Source organism: Butyrivibrio sp. ob235, assembly GCF_900109475.1.
Taxonomy (GTDB): Bacteria; Bacillota; Clostridia; order Lachnospirales; family Lachnospiraceae; genus Butyrivibrio.
The window spans coordinates 1-23,785 of the sequence record NZ_FOBE01000020.1 but is presented as its reverse complement, the minus strand read 5'-3'; the positions used below and the strand labels follow the sequence as shown (position 1 = coordinate 23,785).

Genomic DNA, 23,785 nt, shown 5'->3' with positions numbered 1-23,785 from the left:
ATAGAATATGACGGACTGCCGGGTGCGTATCTAAAGTAAATAAGGGCGCCATGCGATACACACATAGCGCCCTGGGAATTCTCAATATAATGATGTTACTTTACTTTAATCTTCTTTGTCTTGCTCCATCCTGAGTAAACTTTCATGCCATAAATATTTTTATAGCAGCGGATGCGGACGAAGTATTTTTTTCCGGACTTAAGCTTTTTGATCTTTGCAGAGCTCTTGCTTCCTGCAAAGGTTTTCGTTTTTGCATCTGAAAACTTCTTGTTTGTAGCATACTGAATTTCATATTTGCTGGCGCCGGATACCTTGTCCCAGCTTACGGAGATGCTGCGTTTTCCTTTGGAAAGAGAAAAGGTCTTTATTTTTTCCGGAGCCTTAGCGGAGCTCTGCTCAACCGAATCGGCTTTTTTTGCCTGACTGTTATTCTTCGAACTTTTCATTATATAAAACATAAACTGTTTGGTACCGGTGAAATTGCCCTTTCCGGTTACTATTGCATAGGCATAGCCGGGCTTAACATTGTTCGAGTAGGAAACAGTGTAGTCAACGCCGTTTACTAAAGGTGTTCCATTATAGGTCAGAGACACATCGGGTGTCACAGCGCTTCCGGTGGCAGTTTGCGCAGGAATTGATTCACTATCAACAAAGTACATATTCACGGGATTAACTGTAACAGGTATTGAAAAACGGCTTCCATTAGAAAGGGTACCATCTATGGTTGCTGAGCCTGCCCTTTTTCCGATAAGAGTCGACTTGTCAATATCAATAAGTGAGCTGTCTGAGACGGAAAAGCTGCTGATGGGCTTAGTCTGAATGGGACGATATACCGATTCATAGAAAACAGCCTCCTGAACCTTGGACAGATCGTAAGTTTCGCCATAGTCCAGACTTATACGTGAGACGGAAGTTCCGCTTTTTATTTTTGATGAAAGGCAATCCACATTTACGGCCTGTGTACTGTTGGTAGCGGGGGTAGCAGCTGTGGATATGGTGGGACTTCTGAACTCCTGAACCCAGTAATGGGTGCCGTTTCGGATGACATGACCGACAGCTACGCAGGTAAATCCTTGTTCCAACATATTTCGGCGGTGTCCCTGTCCTTCGTAAGGATCATCTGTCTCCTGCCATGCCCGGAATACTGAATCAGCTGAACTATAGCCGTAGGCTATGTTCTCACCCGCATACATATATTGGCTGTATGCAGAAAAGCATTGACTACCATTTGGCCTTGTGTGCTCAAATAAAACGGATATCTCCATGGCTCTTTGCATAGCAGTTTTCTCAAGATCATAATCATACACGAGGTTAGAGAGACCGGTGTAGCGGACCTTCTGGGTGTTACTTTCGTTCCATGCCCATGCCTCGGAACCGGTCCTGAAATCATTGATTGCCTTCAGCATATTTCGCGCACTCGTCTGCTCGTAGGTTCCCGTAACCTGATAGGTCACGATGGACTCAGCGTGCACGGGTATAGGTGAGGTCAGTGCTGATGAAACTGCCATCATCGTGACCATTGCTGTAGAGATTATCCGGGCAGATAGTGATTTAATTGTGAAAACAGATTTTATATTCATATAGCCTCCAATAAGCTTTTATCAGTCTTTCAGAGTATAGCATATAACAACATCAGGTTTGCAACTTTTTTCATGACTGATCTGTATAGATAGTATAAGGGAAATAATTGTATTTTTGCCTGTGAAAATGTATCATAACCATAGTAGATATATGGGGATATCTATTGTTTTACGGAGGGAATGTTATGTCAAAGATTTTTGTTGGGAAATGTCCTCAGTGTGATGCGAATGTATATCAGGAGGAGGGAGAGCAAATAGCAAAGTGCTATTATTGCGGGTCAATTGTCAGTGCGCTCCCTAAGGCCGATACACCATTAAAATGCGTTACCATTGAAGCGGAGGTAACAAAGCGAAGAAAATCTGCTGAGACTAACAGTAAGATTGCACTTGGTCTTGTAATAATGCTCGGCATTTTGTTTGTGGGACTCGGTGTTATGCTTAGCGTTCTAGGCATCAGCTACGCAAAGGAACGCCTTGTTGCTTCCAATAAGAAACAGGAGCCTGCAACTATCAGTAATTTTTATGATAAAACGGATGATTCTGACTTGGATTATGATGAACCGGTAGAGCTTCCTGATGTTGCTACCAATCAGGACATTGAGACCATTATAGAGGAGGAAGCACCTACGGCAGCTGCACCTTCTGAGGCTTTGGACGGATCTGTTCCTCAGTACGGCGACCTCACGGTAAATGAGTGCAAGGCAGTGGAGGATGCGAGATTTTATCTGAATTTATACAGCTTTTCCAGAAGCACTTTGATGGAGCTTTTATCAGAAGGAGAGGATGCGAAGTATACAGAGGCTGAGGCCAGCCATGCTCTTGACTATATGGAAGAGAATGACTTCGTGGATTGGTATACACAGGCTATGCTGGCAGCAGAGGAACTCCTGGAGATCTATCCTGATTACACTAAGAAGCAAATAGTATATTTGCTGACTACAGGTTCTCAGAGATACACACAGAAAGAGGCTGAGTTCGCGGCAGATGCACTCGGCATAAAATAAATCACGTCATTGACGTGTGGTATAAAAAACTGTATATTAAAACAGTTGGCAGAAGTGATGGAATTGGCAGACATGCAGGATTTAGGTTCCTGTGCCGCAAGGCGTGTGGGTTCAAGTCCCATCTTCTGCATTTGCTTTTGTCAGTATTCATAGAGTGTTGTGGAAGTACCTAAACACTAGATGAATACTGACTTTTCTTTTCTTTCACTTTGTTTGTGTAGTGTTGGGGTTGAACGTCATTTTTTACCATGTTTTATATGCAAGTGGGGTCAAAAAAGGGGTCAGATTTGAGGTCGGAAAACGTCCATAATTGATTGGAAAAACAATCATATACAATCACAAAAGTATATGTTAGATTGATTGTAGAATGTTGTGTATCTTCATCACAGAACAAAATAAATAAGCAAAGAAAAATAAAAGAAACTAAAGAACACTAAAGAATATGATGCTCAAAGGAGCCGTAACGGATTGTCGTGGTTTGGCTTGGAGTGGTACTTTTTAAAAATTTATCACGTGGAGGATTATATTATGTATTCTGAAAGTACTTTGAGAAAAAAGGCAAATGCAGTTGGATATTCAATCAGTAAAGGCTTTGTGCATTATTTGGGTAATGGCTATCCGATTGCATATCGAGAAGTTGGATATAATGTTATAGATAATCTCAATAACATAAATGTTTGGGGATGCTATAACGAGGTTTATGATCATCTTTGGAGTTTAGAAGATGTGAACGACTTTATAAAATCCATTTATCAGGATTCAAACCTAGAATTCTAAATAAATACAAATAATAGATACACAACAAAAAGTGGCAGTAGTATGTAAACTATTGCCGCTTTTTTTCTTTTACCCTTTTTGCAAAAAGCTTTTTTGCTCGAGAAAATAGTTTTCATATTCTTCTTTTGCATAATCCGGTGCTGAATGATCAACTTCATACCAACCGTTACCATAGTATTTTAGATATGGAGTAAAGCTGTATTCAGATAAATCATCAGGTTTATTAAACATAGTTGGATAAGCTGGTGTTATTTCATCGGAGTATTCCTTTTCCCACCTACCATTGATTAAGTATGCCATTATTTGTTATCTCCATTGATGCAACTTGAAGTTATTTAGTGATATTTAGGCGCTTAAATAATATAAAGTCTACAAAATCTTGTATTTCTTCCTCTAAAGAAATCATTTCTTTAGAATCCATTTTTAGAACTAGTTTATCTTGATTATCTTTAATCTCATACCAGCAATCTACAAAACGCCGGGTAAATGAATCAACATGCATTCCATTGTTTTTATGCACAAATTTTAGTGACATACCATTCTTTTTTAGGGATTTTTCTATGATAGCCCACATTGAATCGGCTATTATATCTTCAAAATTCACTTTATTGATAAACTCGTCAGAATAAGTCATATATTCTGAATCTCCTAAAAGCCAATCAATTCGATATTCGGGGTATGCCTTTTGTATCATGCGACAATACTTTTCAGATACATCTTTTTCATTATCATCAGACATAGCGCGTGAAAGGTTTTGAGGATCTATGGGATTTCCTTTTGCATTAATCATGGAAAGAGCAAGCTCTTTTCTTGTTATATTTTCTCGGTCTATTAATGTTTGAATCCTAGATGCTCGTATATTTTTAGGGAATGATTTTTTTTTCATGACATATCTCCTTTTTCGCCTAAAACTAATCAAAAATAATTAGTAAATGCTGTCTAAAATTATCAAAAATGATTATATACTACAACCATAGATAAAACAAGTTGCGCGTACTTGTAAACAGATAATTTTAGAAAGGAGAGAAAATGAGAAAAGCAGAGTTTTCAAATGATATTCAAAAACTTGCTACAAAGCTTCAGGCTAGGGAACGTTATAAATTATCAATGGGAACGATAATGAAGATTGCGGAGCAAGCAAATGCTGTTAGGCGTTTTGGTCGTTCAGTAAGAATAGATATAGAGGTTCTAGATAGGGCTATTGAAGAAAAGTATTCGTGAGGGAGAAAGGATGTATGAAAAAATAATATCGTTACTCCAATACGGCAAAGAAAACGCGATACCTAAAGCAATACTTGCCGCACGTCTTGGAGTAACGACAAGAGAAGCACAAAGGATTGTGAATCAAGCGAGAATTGCTGGTTACATTATTTTATCAGATACCGAAAAAGGTGGCTATTATTTATCCAAAGACATTTATGAAATCAAGGAGTTTTACCGCTGGATGGTAAAACGGCAAAGCACCACTTCAAAAGTATTAAAGAATGTTCGGAAAATGTTGAAAGAATCTGATAATCAGTGTGAAGGTCAATTATCATTTGAAGATGTGGAGAATTTCAATGTTTGAGCGCTGGCAAAAACTAGTTGATCAGGAAAAGAAAAGGCAGAAGAAACAGCACAAAAATGAGAATTTTTTGAAGAAATCAAAGAGAGGAAAACAAAATGGATATATCAGAGCTAAACCAATGGAATGATTCAGAAGAAGTAAGCTCCGGTCGTCCACAATGGTACAAAATGTGGGTGGAGAAATACGCTACCGCTTTAGATATCGAAAATCTTGATAATGATCTGACACCAAAAGAAAAGCAGACACTATTTATAGAAATCGGCAAAGTGTTTATAAATTCACTATTTTATTTCATGGGACATGATGAAGGTCGCTGGAGTGAATACAAGCCAAGTACAAGAGATGGACGTATTTTATGGAATGCTTTGAAACGTGATATTGATCAGAGTTACCGAGATTATGAAAAGCGTGTTGAAAATGGTAAGACAGGCGGTAGACCGCCAAAGAGTAGTGAATAAAAAACCAATGGTTAGTATTGGTTAGTAATGGTTAGTATATCAAAGTATTGCTAACCATAGCTAACCAAAGCAAACAGAAGTAAAGAAGTAAAGAATAGATGTAATTAGAGGTATAGAAAAGAAGTATAGGAAACAGAATTAATAGAAAAGAGATATGTATGTGTCACCAAAGTGACACGCGATTGTTTGATTCTATAAAAATTCTATACAATAACATGTTTTAAAGCTCTTAGGAGCTGGAAAGGAAAAACAATGAGTAAAATCAAAATCAATGTTATCAAGTCATTAAAAAACAATGCCGGAGCTATCAAGGAAAAGCAAAGCGAGCTTGAATCTATCCAGCTAAAAATTAGAAAGATGGATTCTGAAAAAGAGCAGGGATTCAAGATTGATGAAAAGAAACGTCATGAGCTGATAGTGAGAAAAGATCACTTGATCACTGTGATTGCAGATTCAGTTAATGCGGCAAAGTTCGAAGCTGAAAAGATTTATGATGATGAAATTGAGAGATTGAGAATTGCAGACATGCCAAAAGCAGAAGATATAAGCCCTGATGCTGAATTGCTAAAGTCCGGAGTGAGATTAACACCGGATGAATTGCTTCACCTGATGAATAAAAAAGAAAATCAGAATACAACTATGTATCGCATGTTTAATGATTTTGCAGAAGATCATAAATACATGGAGAATATAAGTGTTAGACAGGCTTTTAAGACTTCATTTTCCGGACATGCTGATGAAATAGCAGAAATGCAGGATGAAAAAGGAGCTTTACAGTATGTTTCTCGCTGGCTGAATCGGGATGATGCATGCAGTATGATTGACAAAATGCTTGGTGATGGAGAGGTTGCAACGCTGTGAGAAAAACTATAGATGGTTTGTGCTATATACCATTCTTTCAGCATGAAATGAGTTTATTTCCCTATAAGCGAGCATGTAAAAGAATGAGCTTGATAATTGCCCTAGAAACAGCTTTAACAATGATTATGGCTATATTATTAATCAGGTCAAATAAAAGCCACTAAACGGGCAAATATCAATGATTATAGGCGGTTTGATTATGGGTATAACTAATAAACAATGTAAAGCAATTCAATGTTTGCTAACAGCTCCAACACAAGAGGAAGCCGCTAAGATGGCAGGATGTTCATCTTCTACTTTGCGGCGCTGGCTTGATCAACCGGAATTTGTAAAGGCTTATCAGAGAGCACAAACAAAACTGATTGATTCTTGTGTTATGAAGGCTAGAAATATGGTTTCTCCAGCTTTTGAAGTACTGTCAGAGATTATGAATGATAAAGATAATAACGCCCAAACAAGGGTATATGCTTCAAGATCAATAATAGAGTTTTCTTTGAGGTTGGTTGAGATAAACGATATACTTCACAAACTTGAATCGCTTGAAGATTGGAAGGAGTTAAGAGAAGATGAATATCTTTAATAATATTCGCGGTAGGTTGAAGAAGCTGGAAAGGTTCAAAAATCAGGTTACTCCGCTACCCAAAAGGACACTTGATCAGGATGGATTTGTTGCGGCGCTGGTAGGTGATAAGAAATCAAAATACCGGGATGAAAACGGCGGTTATGATCTAAAGCAGATTTTGAATGATACTGCAAGAGAAGATTGGAAAAGTGAATAAAAAAGGCGTATAATTTAAGTGGGTCAAATATAGGACAGTTGATTTGTATATAAGTCGCTTCACTAATCTATACGATAGTGGAGCGGCTGAATGAAAAAAGACTTCCTCTAATACACCTTCTGTTTTGTAACTCAAATTCTCATAAAATAACCGCCTTGCAGAATGTTGCTAGGCGGTTATGCTTTATTATCTCGTTCTATTGTTTCACGTATTGCACGTTTAATAAAACCGTTGATTTTTTCATTTCTGCTTTCAGCATGCTTCTTTATAGTCTCATATTCCGCATTTTGAACATCTAAAGGTATACGCTTTATATTTTTGTCGCGATATTTTTTTGAAGCTTTAGCTGATGCTTCTGTATAGTATTCTGACATATATATACCAACCAAATAAGATTTTTAAAGTATTTTAACATGAATTACCTGACAAAATAAATAGTTGCATATATGTGTACGTATATAATATAATGTGCAATGATAACACATCACAACAAACCACAAACAAAGAAAGGAGAATAAATGAGCAAAAGAAACATGCGGAAGATCATTAACGATACTGATGTTGAATCAGGCTTTGATCTAACTGTATATGAGATCAATGAATTGGTTTCTGAATTGAAATTACAATCAGTTGGTGAACTATTCAACATTATTACTGATGCATTTATTTATGGCTATGCGCTAGGGAAAAGAGCTGAAAGAAAAAGGCTTAACCGTACTGCGAATACGGAAAAGCCTGAAATGTAACCTCGTAACCACTACGAAACAAGGTACATAGTTCTTATATGCTTTGTACCTTGTTTAATACAATAGGAGTATAAAAGCATGGCAAAGAAGCAAAAGAAAAGAAATGATGGAAGATTAAGAAAGTCGTTTACTTTCAATTCCAAGCGCTATTATGTTTATGGTCGTGATAGTCAGGAATTAGATGATAATTACATAGCCAAGAAAAATGAGCTTAAAGCCGGTAAAGATTTTCATGATCGTCCAACATTAAATCAATACTATGAAATGTGGACGGAAGCCCGGAGAAATAGTGTTAAAGAAGCTACTTTAAGATGTCAGTATTTCCAGTACAAATCGTGTGCTGAAATCGTAATAAAAAGCCTAAATAAGCCGTTTGGAGATATTCGATTGGTGGATGTTACTGTAGACGATATAAGGGCCGTACAAAGGGCGTTAAAAGATGGCGGTAATTCTGATCAAACTGTTAATGATAAGATAGCTGTAATAAATCACATTCTGAATGATGCGATAAAAGAACGTCGTGTAGAATACAATCCTTGTGTGGCTGTTAAGAATCTGAAAAGGACTGAGCCCCCAGCACGCGATACGTTTCACCGTGCATTGAGTAGAGAAGAAACAGAAAGATTCTTTAGTGAAGCTGTTGATTCTGCATATTATGATGTTTTTCGTATCGCGGTCCATACTGGGGCAAGAATCGGCGAAATCGGCGCTTTGTTTGAATCGGACATATATGATAATAAGATTCATATTAGAAGAACGTTAACAAAGGCAGAAATAGGGAATATGATAATAGGTGATACAGCTAAAACAGTAAAGGGTCAAAGAGATATTCCGATAAATGATGCAATTTCAGAAATAATAGATCATCAGAAACAGATAAACCGCATTTTATATGGGGATAAGGTTGTAAATATCCATGAAACGATTTTTAAAGCGCCTGAAGGCGGCCTTTTAGTCGCTTCACCAACTAATAGAGAGATAAAACGTATATGTAAAAGGGCCGGCGTAGAAGTGTTCACAATGCACGCTTTTCGTGCGACTTTTGCCACAAGAGCGATTGAATCCGGAATGGACCCAAAGACGCTGCAGGAACTTTTAGGGCATGCATCTATTAAAATGAGTTTGGATTTATACGGCCATGTTATGGATAGCACAAAGAAAGAAGCAATGAAATCATTAAAAATCATATAGACGCAAAAGCGTTTTTGTTGTAAATGGGGTCAAAAGTGGGGTCAATTTAAAGAAAATACAGTATTCATGCGGTGTGAAAGAAAAAATCCCATCTTCTGCAGGAATAAAAAGCCACCGACTCGAAAGAGGAGGTGGTTTTTTATTCCTGCAGAAGATGGGCTCCAATATATACTTTTTTCTACTAACAATTCCATTCCAGTTATGATATATTAGAAGTCCGGCCTAAAAATATAAGGATAAAATAATTAAGGGGAACTAATATATTATGAACGAACGTGAATCACTTGGCAGCAGAATGGGATTTATTCTGCTTTCGGCGGGCTGTGCCATTGGAATCGGAAATGTGTGGCGCTTCCCGTACATGGTTGGAGAGTATGGCGGTGGACTTTTCGTAATCGCTTACATATTTTTCCTTCTGGCACTTGGTATTCCGGTGCTGACAATGGAATATGCCATCGGAAGATCCAGCAGACTCAGTATTCTTCCGGCATTTAAGAAACTCGAACCCAAGGGGGCGAAGTGGCATATCTACGGATACTTTGCAATTGCGGGAAATTACCTGCTTCTCATGTTTTACTCGGTTGTATCAGGATGGATTTTGAGATATTTCATTTTCGCGGTGATGGGCAAATTTGACGGACAGACTCCCGATGAGATAAACACCATTTACTCGCGGATGATGTCCAGCCCTAAAACGCTCATCTTTTTCATGGCACTTACCATGATCATAACCGTATCCGTGGCATCCATGGGACTTAGAAACGGAGTTGAGAAGATAACGAAAATCATGATGGTTGTACTGATTGTAATCATGGTTTTCCTTGGAATCAGGTCACTTACTCTTCCCGGAGCGCATGAGGGCGTGAAGTTTTACCTTCTTCCGAATGCTGCGAATGTGAAAAAAGCAGGCCTCGGTAATGTGCTTTACGGAGCGCTAAATCAGAGCTTTTTCACACTGAGTCTCGGAATCGGAGGCATGGAGATATTCGGAAGCTATATCAAAAAGGAGCGAAGCCTTGTGGGTGAGGCTATGATAGTTGCAGGCCTTGATACCTTTGTGGCTATAGTTGCAGGCCTTATCACGATTCCCGCCTGCTTTGCATACGGTGTTTCACCGGACAGCGGACCGAGCCTTATATTCCTGACACTTCCCAACATCTTTGCTACGATGAAGGGCGGCAGAGTGATAGGCAGCTTTTTCTTCCTGTTCATGTACTTTGCGGCGCTGTCTACCATGATCGGAGTGTTTGAGAACGATGTCAGCTTTTTGATCGATCTTTTCAATATAAAAAGAAAGAACTCGGCGCTTATCGCGGGAGTGCTTATAACTATCGGCTCAATTCCGTGTGCTCTCGGATTCAATGTACTTAGCTCATTCCAGCCGCTTAAGACAGGAAACACTGTCATGGACCTTGAGGATTTCATTGTAAGTAATCTTCTCCTGCCTATAGGATCCCTTATTTGCTGTCTTTTCTGTACTATGAAATTCGGCTGGGGATTTGACAATTACATTGATGAAGTAAACGGAGGAAAAGGCTTAAAGCTCAGTAAGAAGTTTAAGTGGTACTTTGTGGTAGTACTTCCGATGGTGCTTCTGTTTTTATCGGTGTACGGACTAATGAGTTATTTTAAGAAGTGACAATATAAGAAAAATACAAAAAGAACGTATAAAATTTAATTTTTTGTGCATAATACCTTGTTTTATGTTAGAATAGGTTTTGCGTTTTTCTATTATTGAGGGGACAATAATACACTAATGGAGGGAAGTATGAAAAAAGAAAATTTATTCAAGAGAATTGTGGCTACAGTTCTCACAACTGCTATGGTTGTAGGTGCAGCTGTAGTATCACCCGCATTTGGAACAGATGTCCACGCAGAAAACTTCACGGAGACAACACTTCAGCTGTTTGCAAACGCTGAGGACGGAGCAAGTGCACCGGCATTATTTACAATGCCTTGTAAGCTTGAAGAGGAAGGTGAAAACGAGAGAGGTTATGCAAAGGAAGCAAAGGGCTATTTCAAGTTTACATTAGCTCAGGATGCATGGGTATATTTCACCAGCTCAACATCTTCTGATCGTGATAAGCAGTCACTCAGTTCCCGTACTAAAATCTATGGAGATCCTAATTTCTCAAATCAGGTTGCTGAATTTGAGGATCCTTACTTTACAGATGCTAAGAATGATACAGCATTCCTGAAAAAAGGTACCTATTATGGTTATGTTTACGCACATTGTGATAACTGGGATTATTTTGAAGGTAACGTAAATGTTATTGGTTACGGTGTTCCGATTGCAAGTTGTTTCCAGATTAAACAGAAGAAGAAGCACAAGAAGACAATCGTAACAATAAATAATGCTCTTGGAAGATTCAGCAAGTATATGCAGTGCGTTCCTAAGGGAGTTGGCAGCCAGTCACTTTACAATGACAGAGTTTGGAAGGATGAAGGAAAGTGGCACGGTGATGACAAGACTAAGGTGCTGGATTGCAACGAGAACGATCAGTTCACCTTCACTGTAAAGAAGAAGTCCAAGAAGTATACAGTAATGCTTGAGGATATCAATGGTAAGAGATACCAGAAGACCTTCAAGGTTAAGGTAAAGAAATAATATTGTAAGATAAGTTAATGGGCTGCCGGTTTGGCAGCCCATTATTTATTTTCGCGCTCAAGCTGTGCGCCATATACAAAGTACTGGGCAAGGCACAGGATAACAAGTCCAAACAGAACCTCGCTGAGCTCAACACCGAACGCAAATGTTCCGGTAAGTAATCCGAGAATAATATTCGCAAGACATTATCTGTAGGAAATATAATTTTTTCTTAATTGAATTAAGGGTGATACAGAATTAAAATTAAATATAAGGAAATACCATACTAAGACATAAGGAGGGAACGGGCCTATGAAGCTTTGTTTCATCGGTGCAGACCATGAAGTTACCGGCAGCTGTCATTATCTTGAAATTGGTGATAAGCATATTCTTGTAGATTATGGTATGGAGCAGGGGAGAATATCCTTCGAGCATGTGGACCTGCCTGTGAGTGAGGCAGAGATAGATTATGTTTTCCTGACGCATGCGCACGTTGATCACTCCGGAAATCTTCCACTTCTATATGCAAGAGGATTCCGCGGGAAGATATATATGACAAGGCCCACAGCGGATCTGTGCAGCATCATGCTTCGCGACTGCGCGCACATCCAGATGCAGGAGGCTGAGTGGAGAAAGCGCAAAGGCAAGAGGAATAAGGAAATTAAGCAGATAGAGCCGTTGTACACCATGGAGGATGCAGACAACACGCTGCGTCACATCATTCCTTGTGATTACGATAAGAAGATCGAAGTCTGCGAGGGTGTACAGATAAGGTTCACAGATATAGGTCATTTGCTCGGATCTGCCAGCATCGAGGTGTGGCTATCTGAAAAAGGTGCCGATAAGAAAATCGTCTTTTCAGGAGATATCGGCAACAATGATCAGCCGCTTATCAAGGATCCTACTTTCACATCAACCGCGGACTATGTTGTCATGGAGTCGACCTATGGCGACAGATATCACGGCGAAGAGAAACCCGATTATGTCAGCGAACTTGCGGAGATATTAAACAGGACCTTTGCGAGGGGCGGAAACGTGATCATTCCTTCCTTTGCAGTTGGAAGAACCCAGGAGATGTTATATTTCCTTCGTATTATAAAAAAAGAAAAACTTGTCACGGTTGTGCCTGACTTTCCGGTATATGTGGACTCCCCGATGGCTGTTGAAGCGACAGAGGTTTTCACTGACCATGCAATAGAGTGCTATGATGAGGAAGCGATGGCACTTGTGAAAAATAAGATAAATCCCATATCATTCCCGGGGCTTAACCTTGCGATTACAACAGAGGAATCCCGCGCAATAAATGAGGAGGAGACACCAAAGGTTATCATCTCAGCGTCGGGTATGTGCGAGGCGGGGCGTATCAGACATCATTTAAAACACAATCTCTGGAGACCGGAATCCACAATCCTGTTTGTGGGCTATCAGTCAATCGGAACGACAGGACGCGCGATCATCGATGGCGCGGATGAAGTAAAGCTCTTCGGAGAAGTTATTGATGTCGAGGCGGAAATCTGCAAGATGACCGGCCTCTCCGGACACGCAGACAAGGGCGGCCTTATCAGATGGATTCAGGGATTTACGGAAAAGCCGAAGAAGGTATTCATAGTTCACGGTGAGGATTCGGCATGTACTTCCTTTGCAAATTGTCTGAAGGATGAGTACGGATTTAACACCTATGCGCCTTACAGCGGAACCGAGGTCGACCTTATTTCAGGTCAGATAATTAAGGAAGGGGTTCCGAAGGCAGCAGTCAAGAAGACCAGCAAGGTTGTATCCGACGTATTTACAAGACTCAAGGCAGCAGGCGCAAGACTTACTGCGATTATTGCAAGAAGCGAGGGCATGACCAACAAGGACAAGGCCAAGTTTGCCGACCAGATTCTTGCACTTTGTGATAAGTGGGAAAACTGAAAGAAGTATATATGTTAAACAAGGAGCAGGCGCACGGGAGTGCGCCTGTTATCATTATTTCTTTATACAAGGAATGCTTAGTCATTGCCCCATATTTCTATAAATTTATCAAATCTGGGCAATCGGATTTTTAATCTGCCTCTTGAATCCCCATCGACTAAGTGTTTGTTTATCAATCTGTTTCTGAATACAGGATATGATGCCGCATTTTTCATTTGGGATTTGATGTCTTCGGCTTTTCCGTCTTTGGTTTTGTATAAACATCTGACTACTTCTTTTTCACCATCTGTCAGTGATTGCCAAATCAGGTCATATGAATCTTTGAACAAAATGCGTTCATAATCAGGTATGAGGTCGTCAAGTGTTTCATCATCTTTCTTGCTAAAATATAGAGAACCTAATACCTGATATGCATAAGCATATTCACCTGAAACGGATTCTATTCTTCTGGCTTCTTCTGAATCAATTCCCAACAGTTTTTCATACATATAGGCGATATCAAATTTGTTCAGGCCTTTTATTTCTCGTGAATCAGCTCTCTTAAAAAATGTAAGATTCTTTTCTGATGAAAAGTCTTCAATGTTTTCTGATAATCCTGTAACTATCAGGTATATCTGTAGTCCCTCCAACTGCATTGAACCAATCATTGACAAAAGACGGACCATTTCAGGGGTTTTTGAAATATCATCGATTCCAACGAGAACCTTATATTTTTTTTCGTTCGCAATGGTAATCATTTTTGTAAGTGTCGCTTCCTCAGAATAAAAATGCTCATTCTCTGTATATGATCTCGAAACATTAATGGATTCTTCTCCTGATACTACTGCGATATTACCTTTTGCAGATGTGGATGAACTAACAGCTGTTGTTATATTCTTGGAATTGATAAATTTTTCCATGCTGAGCTTTGAAATAAGTGTCGAAACGGCATCACCTGAAGATGACAACGGATATACCAGCCATCCCTTATCCTCTTTAAGTGTGCGAATTACCTTGCTATATTCTACTGACTTGCCTGAACCGCGCAGTCCTGTAATCTTATATACATATTTGGCGGAGTCATCACTTCTGAAATTCTCTATTATTTCATCAGCTATACCATTGTCAATATAAGCCTTTCCGGCAATTCCGGGGGTTCTTGTGAAAGGATCAATTTTCTTGTTCATGATACTCCACCTACTTTCAATATTTGTTCTGATTAAATTGTGCTGCTTGTTATGATTTGTTATTGAGATTTATTATTTGTTATTAATTGTTATTGCTGTTTATTGTTTGTTATCATTTTATTCTGCTTTTTATTTTTAGTCAAACGCTAAATATTGTGATTTTCAAAGATTAATAGTCTAATCCTAGTATTTGTGGTAGAATATACGAGGAGTTTTATTGTAAATTCATGGATTTCTTCTATGAAATATATGCAATCCATGAGATTGCAAGATTTTTTATGTGAGGTGAAAGGTATGAAAAAAGGGATAATTGCAGCGCTTGCATGCGCTCTGTTTGTTACGGCAGTTCCGCTTACGGCAAAAGCCTGGACGGGAACTCCCATCAGGGGATACGACAATCAGGAAAATGCTACTCCTCTGACAAATGGTGAGGCTTATTTTGAAGAAGCCATCATTGAGGATAAGGGATATTACTACAAGTTCAACACAGGAGCTCAGGACGGAGTTAGTCTGGTGAGCCTTGAGTCCGTTGTTGAGAACAGCACAGCCAGCGGTCAGTTCACGGCTAAGATCCTTGACAGATATGGAAGCGTTATTTCTCAGCAGACAGTTGGCGGAGCAGGTGCGGCATACAGAAATGATGCCGGCGGAAGAGCACTTGATATCATGTTCCCGCTTAACGGACTTGCTAAGAATGAATGGTATTATATTTGCCTCAGCGCAAATGATGGCAACGCAAGTGCAAGCTATCCGATTACCAACAGACTTTGTGTTAAATTTGTTTCTTTCCTTCCTGCTGAGGGATTTACCATGAAGCATGAAGGCAACAAGCTGAACTTTAGCTGGAGTAATGTTCAGAAGGCAAATAACTACAGCACACTTAGCTCTTTTGACGGTTTCTGTCTTGAACTTTATGCAGATAATGTAACCAAGATCAAGGAAATCGGAAACGGCGGTGCTACATCATATTCACTTTCTACAACAGATCCCGATCTTTTAAGTCTCGGATATCCGGCAAAGGGCGTTCGTATAAGACTTGGCTGCATTCAGAAGTATCGTTCTGCTCTTGAGCATACGGTTACTACAACTAATTGTGTTTATTCCAACACCGTATTTGTTACGGAAGTGGTTAAGAAGAAGACAGCATCAGCAGTCTCAGACTTAAAGTATGAAATTACAAGAGTTGCCGGTGACGGATCAGGAACAGTTAAGCTTCTTGGTTTCACAAAGACAAATAACAATATCAAGAATGTGAAGATCGGCGCAACCGTAAACATCGATGGTACTACATACAAAATTACCGAGATAGATCAAAAGGCATTTGCCGGTAATAAGAAGATTAAAACTGTAGAGATCGGCGATAATGTGACCAAGATCGGAACAAAGGCATTTGACAGCTGTACAAGCCTTAAGAAGATTACCTTCAGAACAAGAAATCTCAGTTCAGTCGGCAAAAATGCATTTACCAACATAAGCAAGAAGACTACAGTACTCAGCCCCGATTCAAAGCTTAGAAAGAAATACAAGAAGCTTCTTAAAAAGAAGATCGTCGGCGGCGTTAAGTACAAGATTATCTAAGAACTGTTTTGTTCGGAGGATTCAATGAGTAAAGCTGATGAGATTTTCATAAATATGTGCAAGGACATCCTTGAGAACGGTACCAGTACCGAGGGCGAGAAGGTTCGCCCTCACTGGGAGGATGGAACGCCTGCATATACGATAAAAAAGTTCGGCGTGGTTAACCGCTACAATCTTGCAGAGGAGTTCCCGATAATGACTCTTCGCAAGACCGCGCTCAAGAGTGCAACGGATGAGATGCTCTGGATCTGGCAGCAGAAGTCCAACAATGTAAACGATCTGCACAGCCACATCTGGGATGAGTGGGCTGATGAAAACGGTTCAATCGGTAAGGCCTACGGCTATCAGATGAGCGTTAAGCACAAGTATAAAGAGGGAATGTTTGATCAGGTTGACAGGGTTATCTATGATCTTAAGAACAATCCTTTTTCCAGAAGAATTATGACCAATATCTATGTGCACCAGGATCTGTCAGAGATGAACCTATATCCCTGTGCCTACAGCATGACCTTCAATGTTACTCAGAAAAAGGGCGACGATAAGCTCACCCTGAATGCAATTTTGAATCAGCGCTCTCAGGATGTGCTGGCAGCAAACAACTGGAATGTTGTTCAGTACTCTGTTCTGGTTCATATGCTTGCGCAGGTCTGCGATATGAAGGTAGGTGAGCTTGTGCACGTGATCGCTGATGCTCACATCTATGACAGACATGTAGATATTATCAAGGAACTAATAAAAAGAGAGCCGAAGCCTGCTCCGACTTTCAAGCTGAACCCCGATGTTCACGATTTTTATGAGTTCACAAGAAATGATGTCTCGCTTGAGAACTACGAGGTGGCGGGCGAGCAGATCACGAATATACCGATAGCGATTTAAGAGGAAAAATACATGAAAATGATTCTATCTGCCGACGAGCATTGGGGAATCGGCAACAAGGGCCAGCTCCTTATCAGAATTCCAAACGACATGAAGAACTTCAGAGCAGAGACCATGGGCAAGGTACTGGTATACGGAAGAAAGACACTTGAGACCTTCCCGGGGCAGCAGCCGCTTGAAGGAAGAAAGAATATTATTCTTTCAACCAATCCCAATTATGAAGTAAAAAATGCTACAGTAGTTCATGATCTTGATGAACTGAAGGATGCACTTGCAGAGTATGACACGGACATCGTGTATTGCATCGGCGGAGCGAAGGTATACGAAGAGCTTCTTCCGATGACAGATACCTGCATTGTTACCAAGATTGACAGGACCTTTGAGGCTGACCGTTTCTTCCCGAATCTCGATGAATCGGAGGAATGGGAACTTGTCGAGGAGAGCGAGGAACAGGCGTATTTCGATACGACCTACACCTTCAGAACCTACAAGCGGAAGTAATATTTAAAAGAGCATATTATAATGATAAGGACTCCCACGAATTTGTAATGTGATTCGTGGGAGTTTTTGTTTATATAACTTTTATAAAGTATGAAAAAAAGTAACATCTGTAGCGTATAGGTGTATTTTATAATTTTTATATATAGGTATTTTTCTAAGTCCGGAGGTACACGAATGCTGCTGATTGATGATATTCCTACCAATAAAATCGGACCATTAAGGTATAGAGCCGGGAAAGTGTTCCCTTTTGGGGCAACGCTCCGGGAAGACGATAGTGTAAATTTCAGCGTTTACTCGAAGGAGGCCACAGGTTGTACCTTGGTTTTGTTTCACCACGGTCAGAAAAAGCCGTGGATAAAAATACCGTTTCCTGAAGAGTACAGAATCGGAAATGTGTACACTATGCTGGTTTATGGAATAAATGTTGAAACTACGGAATACGGATACATTTTTGATGGCCCCTATGAACCTGAAAAAGGGCTTTTATATGACAAGAACAGAGTGCTGCTGGATCCTTATGCAAAATCGATTTCCGGCAGGACCGTATGGGGGAAGAAACATCGTGAAGATGAGCAGTTTGTTCATAGAGGGCAGATTGTGGATGAGGACTTTACATGGGGCGGGGACAAACCCCTTGAAATTCCGGTAGAGAAGCTGGTTATCTATGAGATGCACGTTCGCTCTTTTACACAAAATAAGAACAGCAATGTCAGGCACAGAGGGACTTATGCCGGAGTTATGGAAAAAATCCCGTACCTTAAGGAGCTTGGCATAAACTGTGTTGAACTCATGCCTGTTTTTGAATTCGATGAGTTTGAAAATTTGAGAGAGGTCGGTGGAAAAAGACTTTATAACTACTGGGGGTATTCCACGGTGGGCTTCTTTGCGCCGAAGGCCGGGTATGCAGCTTCTGCTCCTCTTGGAATGGAAGGTTACGAATTCAAACATATGATCAAGGAATTCCACAAGAATGGAATAGAAGTAGTACTGGATGTGGTTTTCAATCATACTGCTGAAGGAAATGAGAACGGGCCTTACATTTCATATCGCGGAATCGATAACAGGACCTATTATCTCCTTACACCCGAGGGATATTACTACAATTTCAGCGGCTGTGGCAATACCATGAACTGCAATAATCCCATTGTGAGGCACATGGTTCTGGACTGCCTCAGATATTGGGTGACGGCTTATCATGTTGACGGCTTCAGATTCGATCTTGCATCGATTTTGTCAAGAGATAAGGATGGGGCTCCGATGATGAACCCACCGCTTTTGAACAACATAGCCAATGATGTGGTACTTGGAAAATCACTGCTGATTGCTGAAGCCTGGGATGCGGGCGGGCTCTATCAGGTCGGCAATTTCCATCATTGGGGAGAGCGCTGGGCTGAGTGGAACGGAAAATACAGAGACTGCATCCGCAAATTCATCAAGAGCGGTGAGGAACAGGCTCCCGAAATAATAAGGAGAATAAGCGGTTCCAAGGATCTCTACGGGGAGGGAGGTTTCGAATCCTCAGTTAATTTTGTATGCTGTCATGACGGTTTTACACTCTATGATCTTGTATCCTATAACGAAAAGCACAACGAGGCCAACGGTGAGAGAAACCAAGATGGCTGTAATGACAACGACAGCTGGAACTGTGGCTTCGAAGGCGACACGGATAATCCTGACATTTTGGATCTACGGTTCAGACAGATGAAAAATCTGATGACCATACTTCTTACAAGCCGCGGAATGCCTATGCTGCTTTCCGGGGACGAATTTGGGAATACACAGTTTGGCAACAACAACGCGTATTGTCATGATGATGAGATTTCCTGGCTGGACTGGTCGCTTCTTGATAAGAATAAGCACCTGTATGACTATGTAAAAACGCTAATAGCCTTCAGAAAAAGGCATCCTGTTATGTATACGGGTTCTGCGGACGGCGAATATAACGGTACGGGATATCCGGAACTGTCATTTCATGGATGCAGGGCTTGGGATATTGATACGAATTCACCGGGGCTGGCCTTTGCGTACATGTATGCTGAGGATGGCCAAAAGTATGGCCTTAAAAAGAATACATTCATTTATGTAGCTGTAAATGCGCATTGGGAGGATCACGATTTTGAACTGCCTGTTTTGCCTGAAGGGTATAAATGGGAGCTTGTACTCGAATCAGTAGGCTATGGCTATGACGGTTCGGGAAGAATATGTTTAAAGAGCAGATCCACGGCAATACTTAAGGCAAATTGAGAATGGATGATAAAATATATCCTTTTTTCTTGACCAAAGGGGTAGTTTGAGATAATATAATATTTGTTTACTTTGACAGTTTAAAGTGTCAAAATGTTAAAGAGTTAAATAATCACAGGATGGCTTGAAAATACCGGGGTTACACCGGCTTTTTAAAAGGTGCATCCGAAAAAACGAGGAGGAAACGTATGAAAAAGAAGATTCTTGCTATGGTTCTTAGCACAGCTATGATTTTCAGTATGACAGGCTGCGCTCGTACAGCAGGCGGCAACACTACTTCTGAGCCTGCAAAGACAGAGGAGACTGCAGAGGCAGATACAACTGAAGCAGAAGCTGCTGATGATACAGCAGAGGCTGAGGATGCTGCAGAGGAGGTGACCGAAGAGGCAGCTTCTGAGGATGCAGAGGATCCCGAAGGTGGTAAGACTTTCCACGTAGGTGTTATCCAGCTGGTTGAGCATCCCGCACTTGATGCTGCTACAAAGGGCTTCGAGGAAGGCCTTGAGGAGGCACTTGGTGAGGCAGGCTATTCAGTAGAGTTCGATTATCAGAACGCTCAGGGTGAGCAGGCTAACTGTGCTACCATCGCTACAAAATTCGTAAATGACAAAGATGATCTTATCATGGCAAACGCAACACCTGCACTTCAGGCAGTTGCAGCTGCTACAGGTGATATCCCGGTAGTCGGAACATCGATCACAGACTACAAGTCAGCAGGCGTAATCAATGATAACAATGCACCCGGCACAAACGTTACAGGTGCTTCCGACCTTGCTCCCGTAGACGAGCAGATCGCACTTCTTCAGAAGCTCGTTCCCGATGCTAAGCAGGTTGGTATTCTTTACTGCTCATCAGAGGCTAACTCCAAGTTCCAGGTTGACCTTGCTGCCGCAGCTCTTGATGCAGCAGGTATCGGTTACAAGGAGTACACAGTTGCTGATTCTAATGAGATTCAGTCAGTTGTTACAAATGCTATCGCTAACAGCGACTGCCTGTACATCCCTACAGACAACACAATCGCTGATAATATGTCTATCGTTAAGAATGCAGCATGGCCTGCAAAGCTTCCCATCATCTGCGGTGAGGAGAACATGTGCAAAAACGGCGGTCTTGCAACACTTTCCATCAGCTACTATGACCTCGGTGTTACAGCAGGTAAGCAGGCTTTCGAGATTCTTGTAAACGGCAAGAACCCTGCAGAGATGCCTATCGAGTATGTATCCGAAGGTATCACAAACGAGTACAATCCTGAGACTGCTGAAGCTATCGAGTTTGACGATGCTCTTCTTGATGGCCTTACAGCAATCGATATGTCAGAGTAATCTATCGGAATACATTTTAAATAAAAAACAGGCGAAGGTGCTCATATCACGCGAGCACCTTCTTATCTTGTTTTTTCAAAACAAGATAAGCGCTCCGCGGGATGCGCAGCTCGCAGAAAGGTAGTTATTGCTCACGCAATCTGCTCGCGCGCAAGAATTTCGCAAGCGAAATTCTATTTCTATGCGTTGTATATTTTTTTACAAAGGAGTAATATTTATGATCTCGCTATTACATGCACTGCCGGGTTCTGTTGCCCAGGGACTTATCTGGGGAATTCTGGCAATCAGCGTTTTTCTCACATTCAAGGTACTTGACTACGCCGACATGACTGTTGACGGATCCTTCTGTACCGGAGGAGCTACCTGCGTAATGCTTATGCTCTCAGGACAGAGCGTATATGTAGCTCTTATTTGTTCATTTATTGCGGGAATGTGTGCCGGCTATGTCACCGGACTTCTGCATACAATGTTGAAAATTCCGCCGATACTTTCCGGAATCCTTACACAGCTCGGTTTATATTCGGTGAACCTTGCCATTATGGGAAAATCGAACCAGGCGATAAGCGTAGATCAGTATGCTCTTATTGTCAGCCTCAGATTTATCAACTATTCGATCATCATGAGTGTGATCATAGTTGCGATAATCATTTTCCTTCTGTACATGTTCTTCGGAAGCGAGATCGGATCAGCTATCCGTGCTACCGGATGTAATCAGAACATGGCAAGAGCACAGGGTATCAATACAGGCCGCTGCATCAGAATCGGACTTGTTGTAAGTAACGGTCTTACTGCTTTTGCCGGCGGACTTTATGCACAGTATCAGGGAAATGCCGACGTCAACGCAGGTCGTGGTGCTATCGTTATCGGACTTGCTGCGGTTATCATCGGTGAGGTTATTTTCGGATCAAGACATAATTTCGCAGTGAGAATGGGAGTATCTGTTGTAGGCGCGATCATTTACTACATCGTAATCGCAGTTGTTCTTCAGCTCGGACTTCCTTCAACATACCTTAAGCTCTTAAGTGCGGTACTCGTTGCGGTATTCCTTGGAATCCCGGCTATTCAGGGATATCTTGGAATCAAGGTGAAACAGAGATAAAGTAAAAAGAGCATAAGCAGAGGAAAAGAAACTATGTTAGAAATCAAGAATCTTGTAAAGATATTCAATAAAGGAACAATCAACGAGAGAGTCGCTCTTAACGGCGTTGATCTCACATTGAACGACGGAGACTTCGTAACTGTTATCGGTGGTAACGGTGCGGGAAAATCGACCATCCTTAACGCTGTTGCAGGCGTGTGGCCGATTGATGAGGGAAGCATAGTCCTGAACGGTCATGATATCACAAAGCTTCCTGAATATAAGAGAGCGCAGTACATCGGACGCGTTTTCCAGGATCCCATGATGGGAACCGCTGCTACAATGCAGATTGAGGAGAATCTTGCACTTGCTGCAAGACGTGGACAGAGCAGAGGTCTTAAGAGCGGAATCAATAATAACGAGAGAGCAAGGTACAAAGAGCTTTTGAAGTCACTTGATCTCGGACTCGAGGATCGTCTTACCAGTAAGGTTGGACTTTTGTCCGGTGGTCAGAGACAGGCAGTGACTCTTCTTATGGCTTCACTTAAAAAGCCCGATCTGCTCCTTCTCGATGAGCACACAGCAGCTCTTGATCCCAAGACTGCAAAGAAGGTGCTTGAGATTTCCGAAAACATCATCAAGGAGCACGGTCTTACAGCTCTCATGGTTACACATAACATGAAGGATGCCATCGCTCATGGAAATCGTCTTATCATGATGAGTGAAGGTAAGATCATCTATGATGTATCGGGTGAGGAGAAGAAGAACCTCAAGGTTGCCGATCTTCTTCAGAAATTCGAAGAGGCCGGAAATGATGAGGTCAATGATGCTATGGTGCTTTCATAAAGAATAAAAAATAAGCCCTCTGTAATCTGCATGATTCTCTTGGAAGAATAGCAGGTTACGGAGGGCGTTTATTTATTTCATCTTATGAGCGATTAAAACTGCATTTTTGGTTTACTTAACCTTAATGGGTTTGCGGGTGTATTCTGACCATCCGGAGAAATACTTCTTGCCGTCTTTTACAACATAAGTTCTTACGCCAACATAGTATTTCTTTCCCTTCTTAAGCTTCTTGATGGTTACTGTACCGTTCTTCTTTTCGAACTTTACCTTCTTATTTGCAAATGCTTTTTGTACACGATTTTTTTCGAAATACTTATCTGTGGCACAACTGACTATACCCACGGGCAAGCCCGTGGGGTTCTGATTGGCAAGCGTAGCTTGTAATCGTACATCATTTTCAGACTTTGGAGTTACAAGTGTAAATCTGTTTGAATCAGGACTTTCATTACCAAGCAGTCCAACGACCACATTAGCGGTAAATTTCTGCTTTTCAGCAAGGAAGTATAGTCAATCTCCCTGATTATTAAGTTGTTAAGCTACGTTAATTCCACTGTTTAATATCTTGATTTTATATGCCTTGATCCAGGTGATTAAGGTTTTTTCTTTATTGTATTGTGCCTCAAAAGTCTTAGCACATTTGTCTTTATCTATATTTTGCGTTTTAGGTTCATAGCAATAGAGCAGGAATGATGAATACCAGTCTCTTTGTA

The 23,785-nt window shown here is 40.8% G+C and carries 26 protein-coding genes and 1 tRNA gene; 21 read left to right on the top strand and 6 right to left on the bottom strand.

Going from position 1 to position 23,785, the window contains the following annotated elements; all coding sequences use genetic code 11:
- Positions 1-95 precede the first annotated feature (95 nt).
- On the bottom strand, positions 96-1,580 hold the full coding sequence (locus BMW61_RS13665; RefSeq protein ID WP_091822922.1) for a CAP domain-containing protein: 1,485 nt from the start codon (positions 1,578-1,580) through the stop codon (positions 96-98).
- A gap of 185 nt (positions 1,581-1,765) precedes the next feature.
- On the opposite strand from BMW61_RS13665, the gene BMW61_RS13660 reads away from it, so the two are divergent.
- The 3 genes from BMW61_RS13660 (at position 1,766) to BMW61_RS13650 (ending at position 3,361) form a co-directional block, all read left to right on the top strand.
- Positions 1,766-2,584, top strand: coding sequence for an Ltp family lipoprotein (locus tag BMW61_RS13660; protein ID WP_022762421.1), 819 nt, complete (start codon positions 1,766-1,768; stop codon positions 2,582-2,584).
- Positions 2,585-2,632: 48 nt separating this feature from the next.
- Positions 2,633-2,714 (top strand) — tRNA-Leu (locus tag BMW61_RS13655).
- Positions 2,715-3,112: 398 nt separating this feature from the next.
- Positions 3,113-3,361, top strand: a complete 249-nt coding sequence (locus BMW61_RS13650) for a hypothetical protein (RefSeq protein WP_091822920.1) — start codon at positions 3,113-3,115, stop codon at positions 3,359-3,361.
- A gap of 69 nt (positions 3,362-3,430) precedes the next feature.
- Here the strand turns inward: BMW61_RS13650 and BMW61_RS13645 are convergent, their stop codons facing one another.
- Positions 3,431-3,661 carry a hypothetical protein gene (locus tag BMW61_RS13645; RefSeq protein WP_091822917.1) on the bottom strand — a complete coding sequence of 77 codons (231 nt, stop codon included), beginning with the start codon at positions 3,659-3,661 and terminating at the stop codon, positions 3,431-3,433.
- A gap of 31 nt (positions 3,662-3,692) precedes the next feature.
- Positions 3,693-4,247: a hypothetical protein gene (locus BMW61_RS13640; protein WP_091822916.1), complete on the bottom strand. Its 555-nt coding sequence runs from the start codon at positions 4,245-4,247 to the stop codon at positions 3,693-3,695.
- A 143-nt stretch (positions 4,248-4,390) separates the two neighbouring features.
- On the opposite strand from BMW61_RS13640, the gene BMW61_RS13635 reads away from it, so the two are divergent.
- From BMW61_RS13635 to BMW61_RS13610, 6 genes are all read left to right on the top strand, one after another.
- On the top strand, positions 4,391-4,582 hold the full coding sequence (locus BMW61_RS13635) for a DUF6462 family protein (RefSeq protein WP_091822912.1): 192 nt from the start codon (positions 4,391-4,393) through the stop codon (positions 4,580-4,582).
- A 10-nt stretch (positions 4,583-4,592) separates the two neighbouring features.
- On the top strand, positions 4,593-4,928 hold the full coding sequence (locus tag BMW61_RS13630; protein ID WP_091822909.1) for a hypothetical protein: 336 nt from the start codon (positions 4,593-4,595) through the stop codon (positions 4,926-4,928).
- Between the two features lie 95 nt (positions 4,929-5,023).
- Positions 5,024-5,386: a hypothetical protein gene (locus tag BMW61_RS13625; RefSeq protein WP_091822907.1), complete on the top strand. Its 363-nt coding sequence runs from the start codon at positions 5,024-5,026 to the stop codon at positions 5,384-5,386.
- 252 nt (positions 5,387-5,638) lie between these two features.
- Positions 5,639-6,247, top strand: a complete 609-nt coding sequence (locus BMW61_RS13620) for a hypothetical protein (RefSeq protein ID WP_091822905.1) — start codon at positions 5,639-5,641, stop codon at positions 6,245-6,247.
- A 199-nt stretch (positions 6,248-6,446) separates the two neighbouring features.
- Positions 6,447-6,827: a hypothetical protein gene (locus BMW61_RS13615; RefSeq protein WP_139176327.1), complete on the top strand. Its 381-nt coding sequence runs from the start codon at positions 6,447-6,449 to the stop codon at positions 6,825-6,827.
- The gene (locus BMW61_RS13610; protein ID WP_091822901.1) at positions 6,814-7,026 is read left to right on the top strand and encodes a hypothetical protein; all 213 of its coding nucleotides are present in this window, start codon (positions 6,814-6,816) and stop codon (positions 7,024-7,026) included. Before BMW61_RS13615 ends, BMW61_RS13610 begins: the two co-directional genes overlap by 14 nt.
- Before the next feature lie 176 nt (positions 7,027-7,202).
- On the opposite strand, the gene BMW61_RS13605 is transcribed toward BMW61_RS13610, so the two are convergent.
- The gene (locus BMW61_RS13605) at positions 7,203-7,400 is read right to left on the bottom strand and encodes a hypothetical protein (RefSeq protein ID WP_091822898.1); all 198 of its coding nucleotides are present in this window, start codon (positions 7,398-7,400) and stop codon (positions 7,203-7,205) included.
- Positions 7,401-7,544: 144 nt separating this feature from the next.
- Between BMW61_RS13605 and BMW61_RS13600 the strand changes: the two genes are divergently transcribed.
- The 5 genes from BMW61_RS13600 (at position 7,545) to BMW61_RS13580 (ending at position 13,464) form a co-directional block, all read left to right on the top strand.
- On the top strand, positions 7,545-7,772 hold the full coding sequence (locus BMW61_RS13600) for a hypothetical protein (protein WP_091822896.1): 228 nt from the start codon (positions 7,545-7,547) through the stop codon (positions 7,770-7,772).
- Between the two features lie 78 nt (positions 7,773-7,850).
- Complete coding sequence (locus BMW61_RS13595) at positions 7,851-8,963, top strand: tyrosine-type recombinase/integrase (RefSeq protein WP_091822894.1); 1,113 nt, start codon at positions 7,851-7,853, stop codon at positions 8,961-8,963.
- A gap of 265 nt (positions 8,964-9,228) precedes the next feature.
- A complete protein-coding gene (locus tag BMW61_RS13590) occupies positions 9,229-10,602 on the top strand; it encodes a sodium-dependent transporter (protein ID WP_091822892.1) in 1,374 nt (457 codons plus the stop codon).
- 129 nt (positions 10,603-10,731) lie between these two features.
- Positions 10,732-11,571: a hypothetical protein gene (locus BMW61_RS13585; protein ID WP_091822890.1), complete on the top strand. Its 840-nt coding sequence runs from the start codon at positions 10,732-10,734 to the stop codon at positions 11,569-11,571.
- A 291-nt stretch (positions 11,572-11,862) separates the two neighbouring features.
- A complete protein-coding gene (locus BMW61_RS13580; RefSeq protein ID WP_091822885.1) occupies positions 11,863-13,464 on the top strand; it encodes an MBL fold metallo-hydrolase RNA specificity domain-containing protein in 1,602 nt (533 codons plus the stop codon).
- Positions 13,465-13,541: 77 nt separating this feature from the next.
- Here BMW61_RS13580 and BMW61_RS13575 read toward each other — a convergent pair whose 3' ends face one another.
- Positions 13,542-14,630 carry a hypothetical protein gene (locus tag BMW61_RS13575; RefSeq protein WP_091822882.1) on the bottom strand — a complete coding sequence of 363 codons (1,089 nt, stop codon included), beginning with the start codon at positions 14,628-14,630 and terminating at the stop codon, positions 13,542-13,544.
- Between the two features lie 294 nt (positions 14,631-14,924).
- Here BMW61_RS13575 and BMW61_RS13570 point away from each other — a divergent pair, with 294 nt between their 5' ends.
- The 7 genes from BMW61_RS13570 (at position 14,925) to BMW61_RS13540 (ending at position 23,075) form a co-directional block, all read left to right on the top strand.
- Positions 14,925-16,208, top strand: coding sequence for a leucine-rich repeat protein (locus BMW61_RS13570; protein WP_175475210.1), 1,284 nt, complete (start codon positions 14,925-14,927; stop codon positions 16,206-16,208).
- Between the two features lie 24 nt (positions 16,209-16,232).
- Positions 16,233-17,084 (top strand): thymidylate synthase, encoded by an 852-nt coding sequence (gene thyA, locus BMW61_RS13565; RefSeq protein ID WP_022762427.1) that lies wholly within the window; start codon positions 16,233-16,235, stop codon positions 17,082-17,084.
- A gap of 12 nt (positions 17,085-17,096) precedes the next feature.
- Entirely contained in the window at positions 17,097-17,585 is a 489-nt protein-coding gene (locus BMW61_RS13560; protein WP_022762428.1) for a dihydrofolate reductase, read from the top strand.
- A 174-nt stretch (positions 17,586-17,759) separates the two neighbouring features.
- Positions 17,760-19,829 (top strand): glycogen debranching protein GlgX, encoded by a 2,070-nt coding sequence (gene glgX / locus BMW61_RS13555; RefSeq protein WP_091822877.1) that lies wholly within the window; start codon positions 17,760-17,762, stop codon positions 19,827-19,829.
- A 188-nt stretch (positions 19,830-20,017) separates the two neighbouring features.
- Complete coding sequence (locus BMW61_RS13550; RefSeq protein ID WP_022762430.1) at positions 20,018-21,151, top strand: ABC transporter substrate-binding protein; 1,134 nt, start codon at positions 20,018-20,020, stop codon at positions 21,149-21,151.
- A gap of 217 nt (positions 21,152-21,368) precedes the next feature.
- Entirely contained in the window at positions 21,369-22,250 is an 882-nt protein-coding gene (locus tag BMW61_RS13545; protein ID WP_091822874.1) for an ABC transporter permease, read from the top strand.
- A gap of 33 nt (positions 22,251-22,283) precedes the next feature.
- Entirely contained in the window at positions 22,284-23,075 is a 792-nt protein-coding gene (locus BMW61_RS13540; RefSeq protein ID WP_022762432.1) for an ABC transporter ATP-binding protein, read from the top strand.
- Between the two features lie 111 nt (positions 23,076-23,186).
- On the opposite strand, the gene BMW61_RS13535 is transcribed toward BMW61_RS13540, so the two are convergent.
- Complete coding sequence (locus tag BMW61_RS13535; protein WP_091822872.1) at positions 23,187-23,543, bottom strand: hypothetical protein; 357 nt, start codon at positions 23,541-23,543, stop codon at positions 23,187-23,189.
- Between the last annotated feature and the right edge of the window lie 242 nt (positions 23,544-23,785).

What these genes read in the sequence shown, in the direction of transcription:
- BMW61_RS13575 (WP_091822882.1), bottom strand. Translation starts at nt 14,630, where the DNA reads ATGAACAAGAAAATTGATCCTTTCACAAGAACCCCCGGAATTGCCGGA.
- BMW61_RS13645 (WP_091822917.1), bottom strand. Translation starts at nt 3,661, where the DNA reads ATGGCATACTTAATCAATGGTAGGTGGGAAAAGGAATACTCCGATGAA.
- BMW61_RS13545 (WP_091822874.1), top strand. Translation starts at nt 21,369, where the DNA reads ATGATCTCGCTATTACATGCACTGCCGGGTTCTGTTGCCCAGGGACTT.
- BMW61_RS13635 (WP_091822912.1), top strand. Translation starts at nt 4,391, where the DNA reads ATGAGAAAAGCAGAGTTTTCAAATGATATTCAAAAACTTGCTACAAAG.
- BMW61_RS13600 (WP_091822896.1), top strand. Translation starts at nt 7,545, where the DNA reads ATGAGCAAAAGAAACATGCGGAAGATCATTAACGATACTGATGTTGAA.
- BMW61_RS13540 (WP_022762432.1), top strand. Translation starts at nt 22,284, where the DNA reads ATGTTAGAAATCAAGAATCTTGTAAAGATATTCAATAAAGGAACAATC.
- BMW61_RS13665 (WP_091822922.1), bottom strand. Translation starts at nt 1,580, where the DNA reads ATGAATATAAAATCTGTTTTCACAATTAAATCACTATCTGCCCGGATA.
- BMW61_RS13650 (WP_091822920.1), top strand. Translation starts at nt 3,113, where the DNA reads ATGTATTCTGAAAGTACTTTGAGAAAAAAGGCAAATGCAGTTGGATAT.
- BMW61_RS13660 (WP_022762421.1), top strand. Translation starts at nt 1,766, where the DNA reads ATGTCAAAGATTTTTGTTGGGAAATGTCCTCAGTGTGATGCGAATGTA.
- BMW61_RS13590 (WP_091822892.1), top strand. Translation starts at nt 9,229, where the DNA reads ATGAACGAACGTGAATCACTTGGCAGCAGAATGGGATTTATTCTGCTT.
- thyA (WP_022762427.1), top strand. Translation starts at nt 16,233, where the DNA reads ATGAGTAAAGCTGATGAGATTTTCATAAATATGTGCAAGGACATCCTT.
- BMW61_RS13630 (WP_091822909.1), top strand. Translation starts at nt 4,593, where the DNA reads ATGTATGAAAAAATAATATCGTTACTCCAATACGGCAAAGAAAACGCG.
- BMW61_RS13580 (WP_091822885.1), top strand. Translation starts at nt 11,863, where the DNA reads ATGAAGCTTTGTTTCATCGGTGCAGACCATGAAGTTACCGGCAGCTGT.
- BMW61_RS13550 (WP_022762430.1), top strand. Translation starts at nt 20,018, where the DNA reads ATGAAAAAGAAGATTCTTGCTATGGTTCTTAGCACAGCTATGATTTTC.
- BMW61_RS13625 (WP_091822907.1), top strand. Translation starts at nt 5,024, where the DNA reads ATGGATATATCAGAGCTAAACCAATGGAATGATTCAGAAGAAGTAAGC.
- BMW61_RS13560 (WP_022762428.1), top strand. Translation starts at nt 17,097, where the DNA reads ATGAAAATGATTCTATCTGCCGACGAGCATTGGGGAATCGGCAACAAG.
- BMW61_RS13570 (WP_175475210.1), top strand. Translation starts at nt 14,925, where the DNA reads ATGAAAAAAGGGATAATTGCAGCGCTTGCATGCGCTCTGTTTGTTACG.
- BMW61_RS13595 (WP_091822894.1), top strand. Translation starts at nt 7,851, where the DNA reads ATGGCAAAGAAGCAAAAGAAAAGAAATGATGGAAGATTAAGAAAGTCG.
- BMW61_RS13610 (WP_091822901.1), top strand. Translation starts at nt 6,814, where the DNA reads ATGAATATCTTTAATAATATTCGCGGTAGGTTGAAGAAGCTGGAAAGG.
- BMW61_RS13620 (WP_091822905.1), top strand. Translation starts at nt 5,639, where the DNA reads ATGAGTAAAATCAAAATCAATGTTATCAAGTCATTAAAAAACAATGCC.
- BMW61_RS13585 (WP_091822890.1), top strand. Translation starts at nt 10,732, where the DNA reads ATGAAAAAAGAAAATTTATTCAAGAGAATTGTGGCTACAGTTCTCACA.
- BMW61_RS13640 (WP_091822916.1), bottom strand. Translation starts at nt 4,247, where the DNA reads ATGAAAAAAAAATCATTCCCTAAAAATATACGAGCATCTAGGATTCAA.
- BMW61_RS13615 (WP_139176327.1), top strand. Translation starts at nt 6,447, where the DNA reads ATGGGTATAACTAATAAACAATGTAAAGCAATTCAATGTTTGCTAACA.
- glgX (WP_091822877.1), top strand. Translation starts at nt 17,760, where the DNA reads ATGCTGCTGATTGATGATATTCCTACCAATAAAATCGGACCATTAAGG.
- BMW61_RS13605 (WP_091822898.1), bottom strand. Translation starts at nt 7,400, where the DNA reads ATGTCAGAATACTATACAGAAGCATCAGCTAAAGCTTCAAAAAAATAT.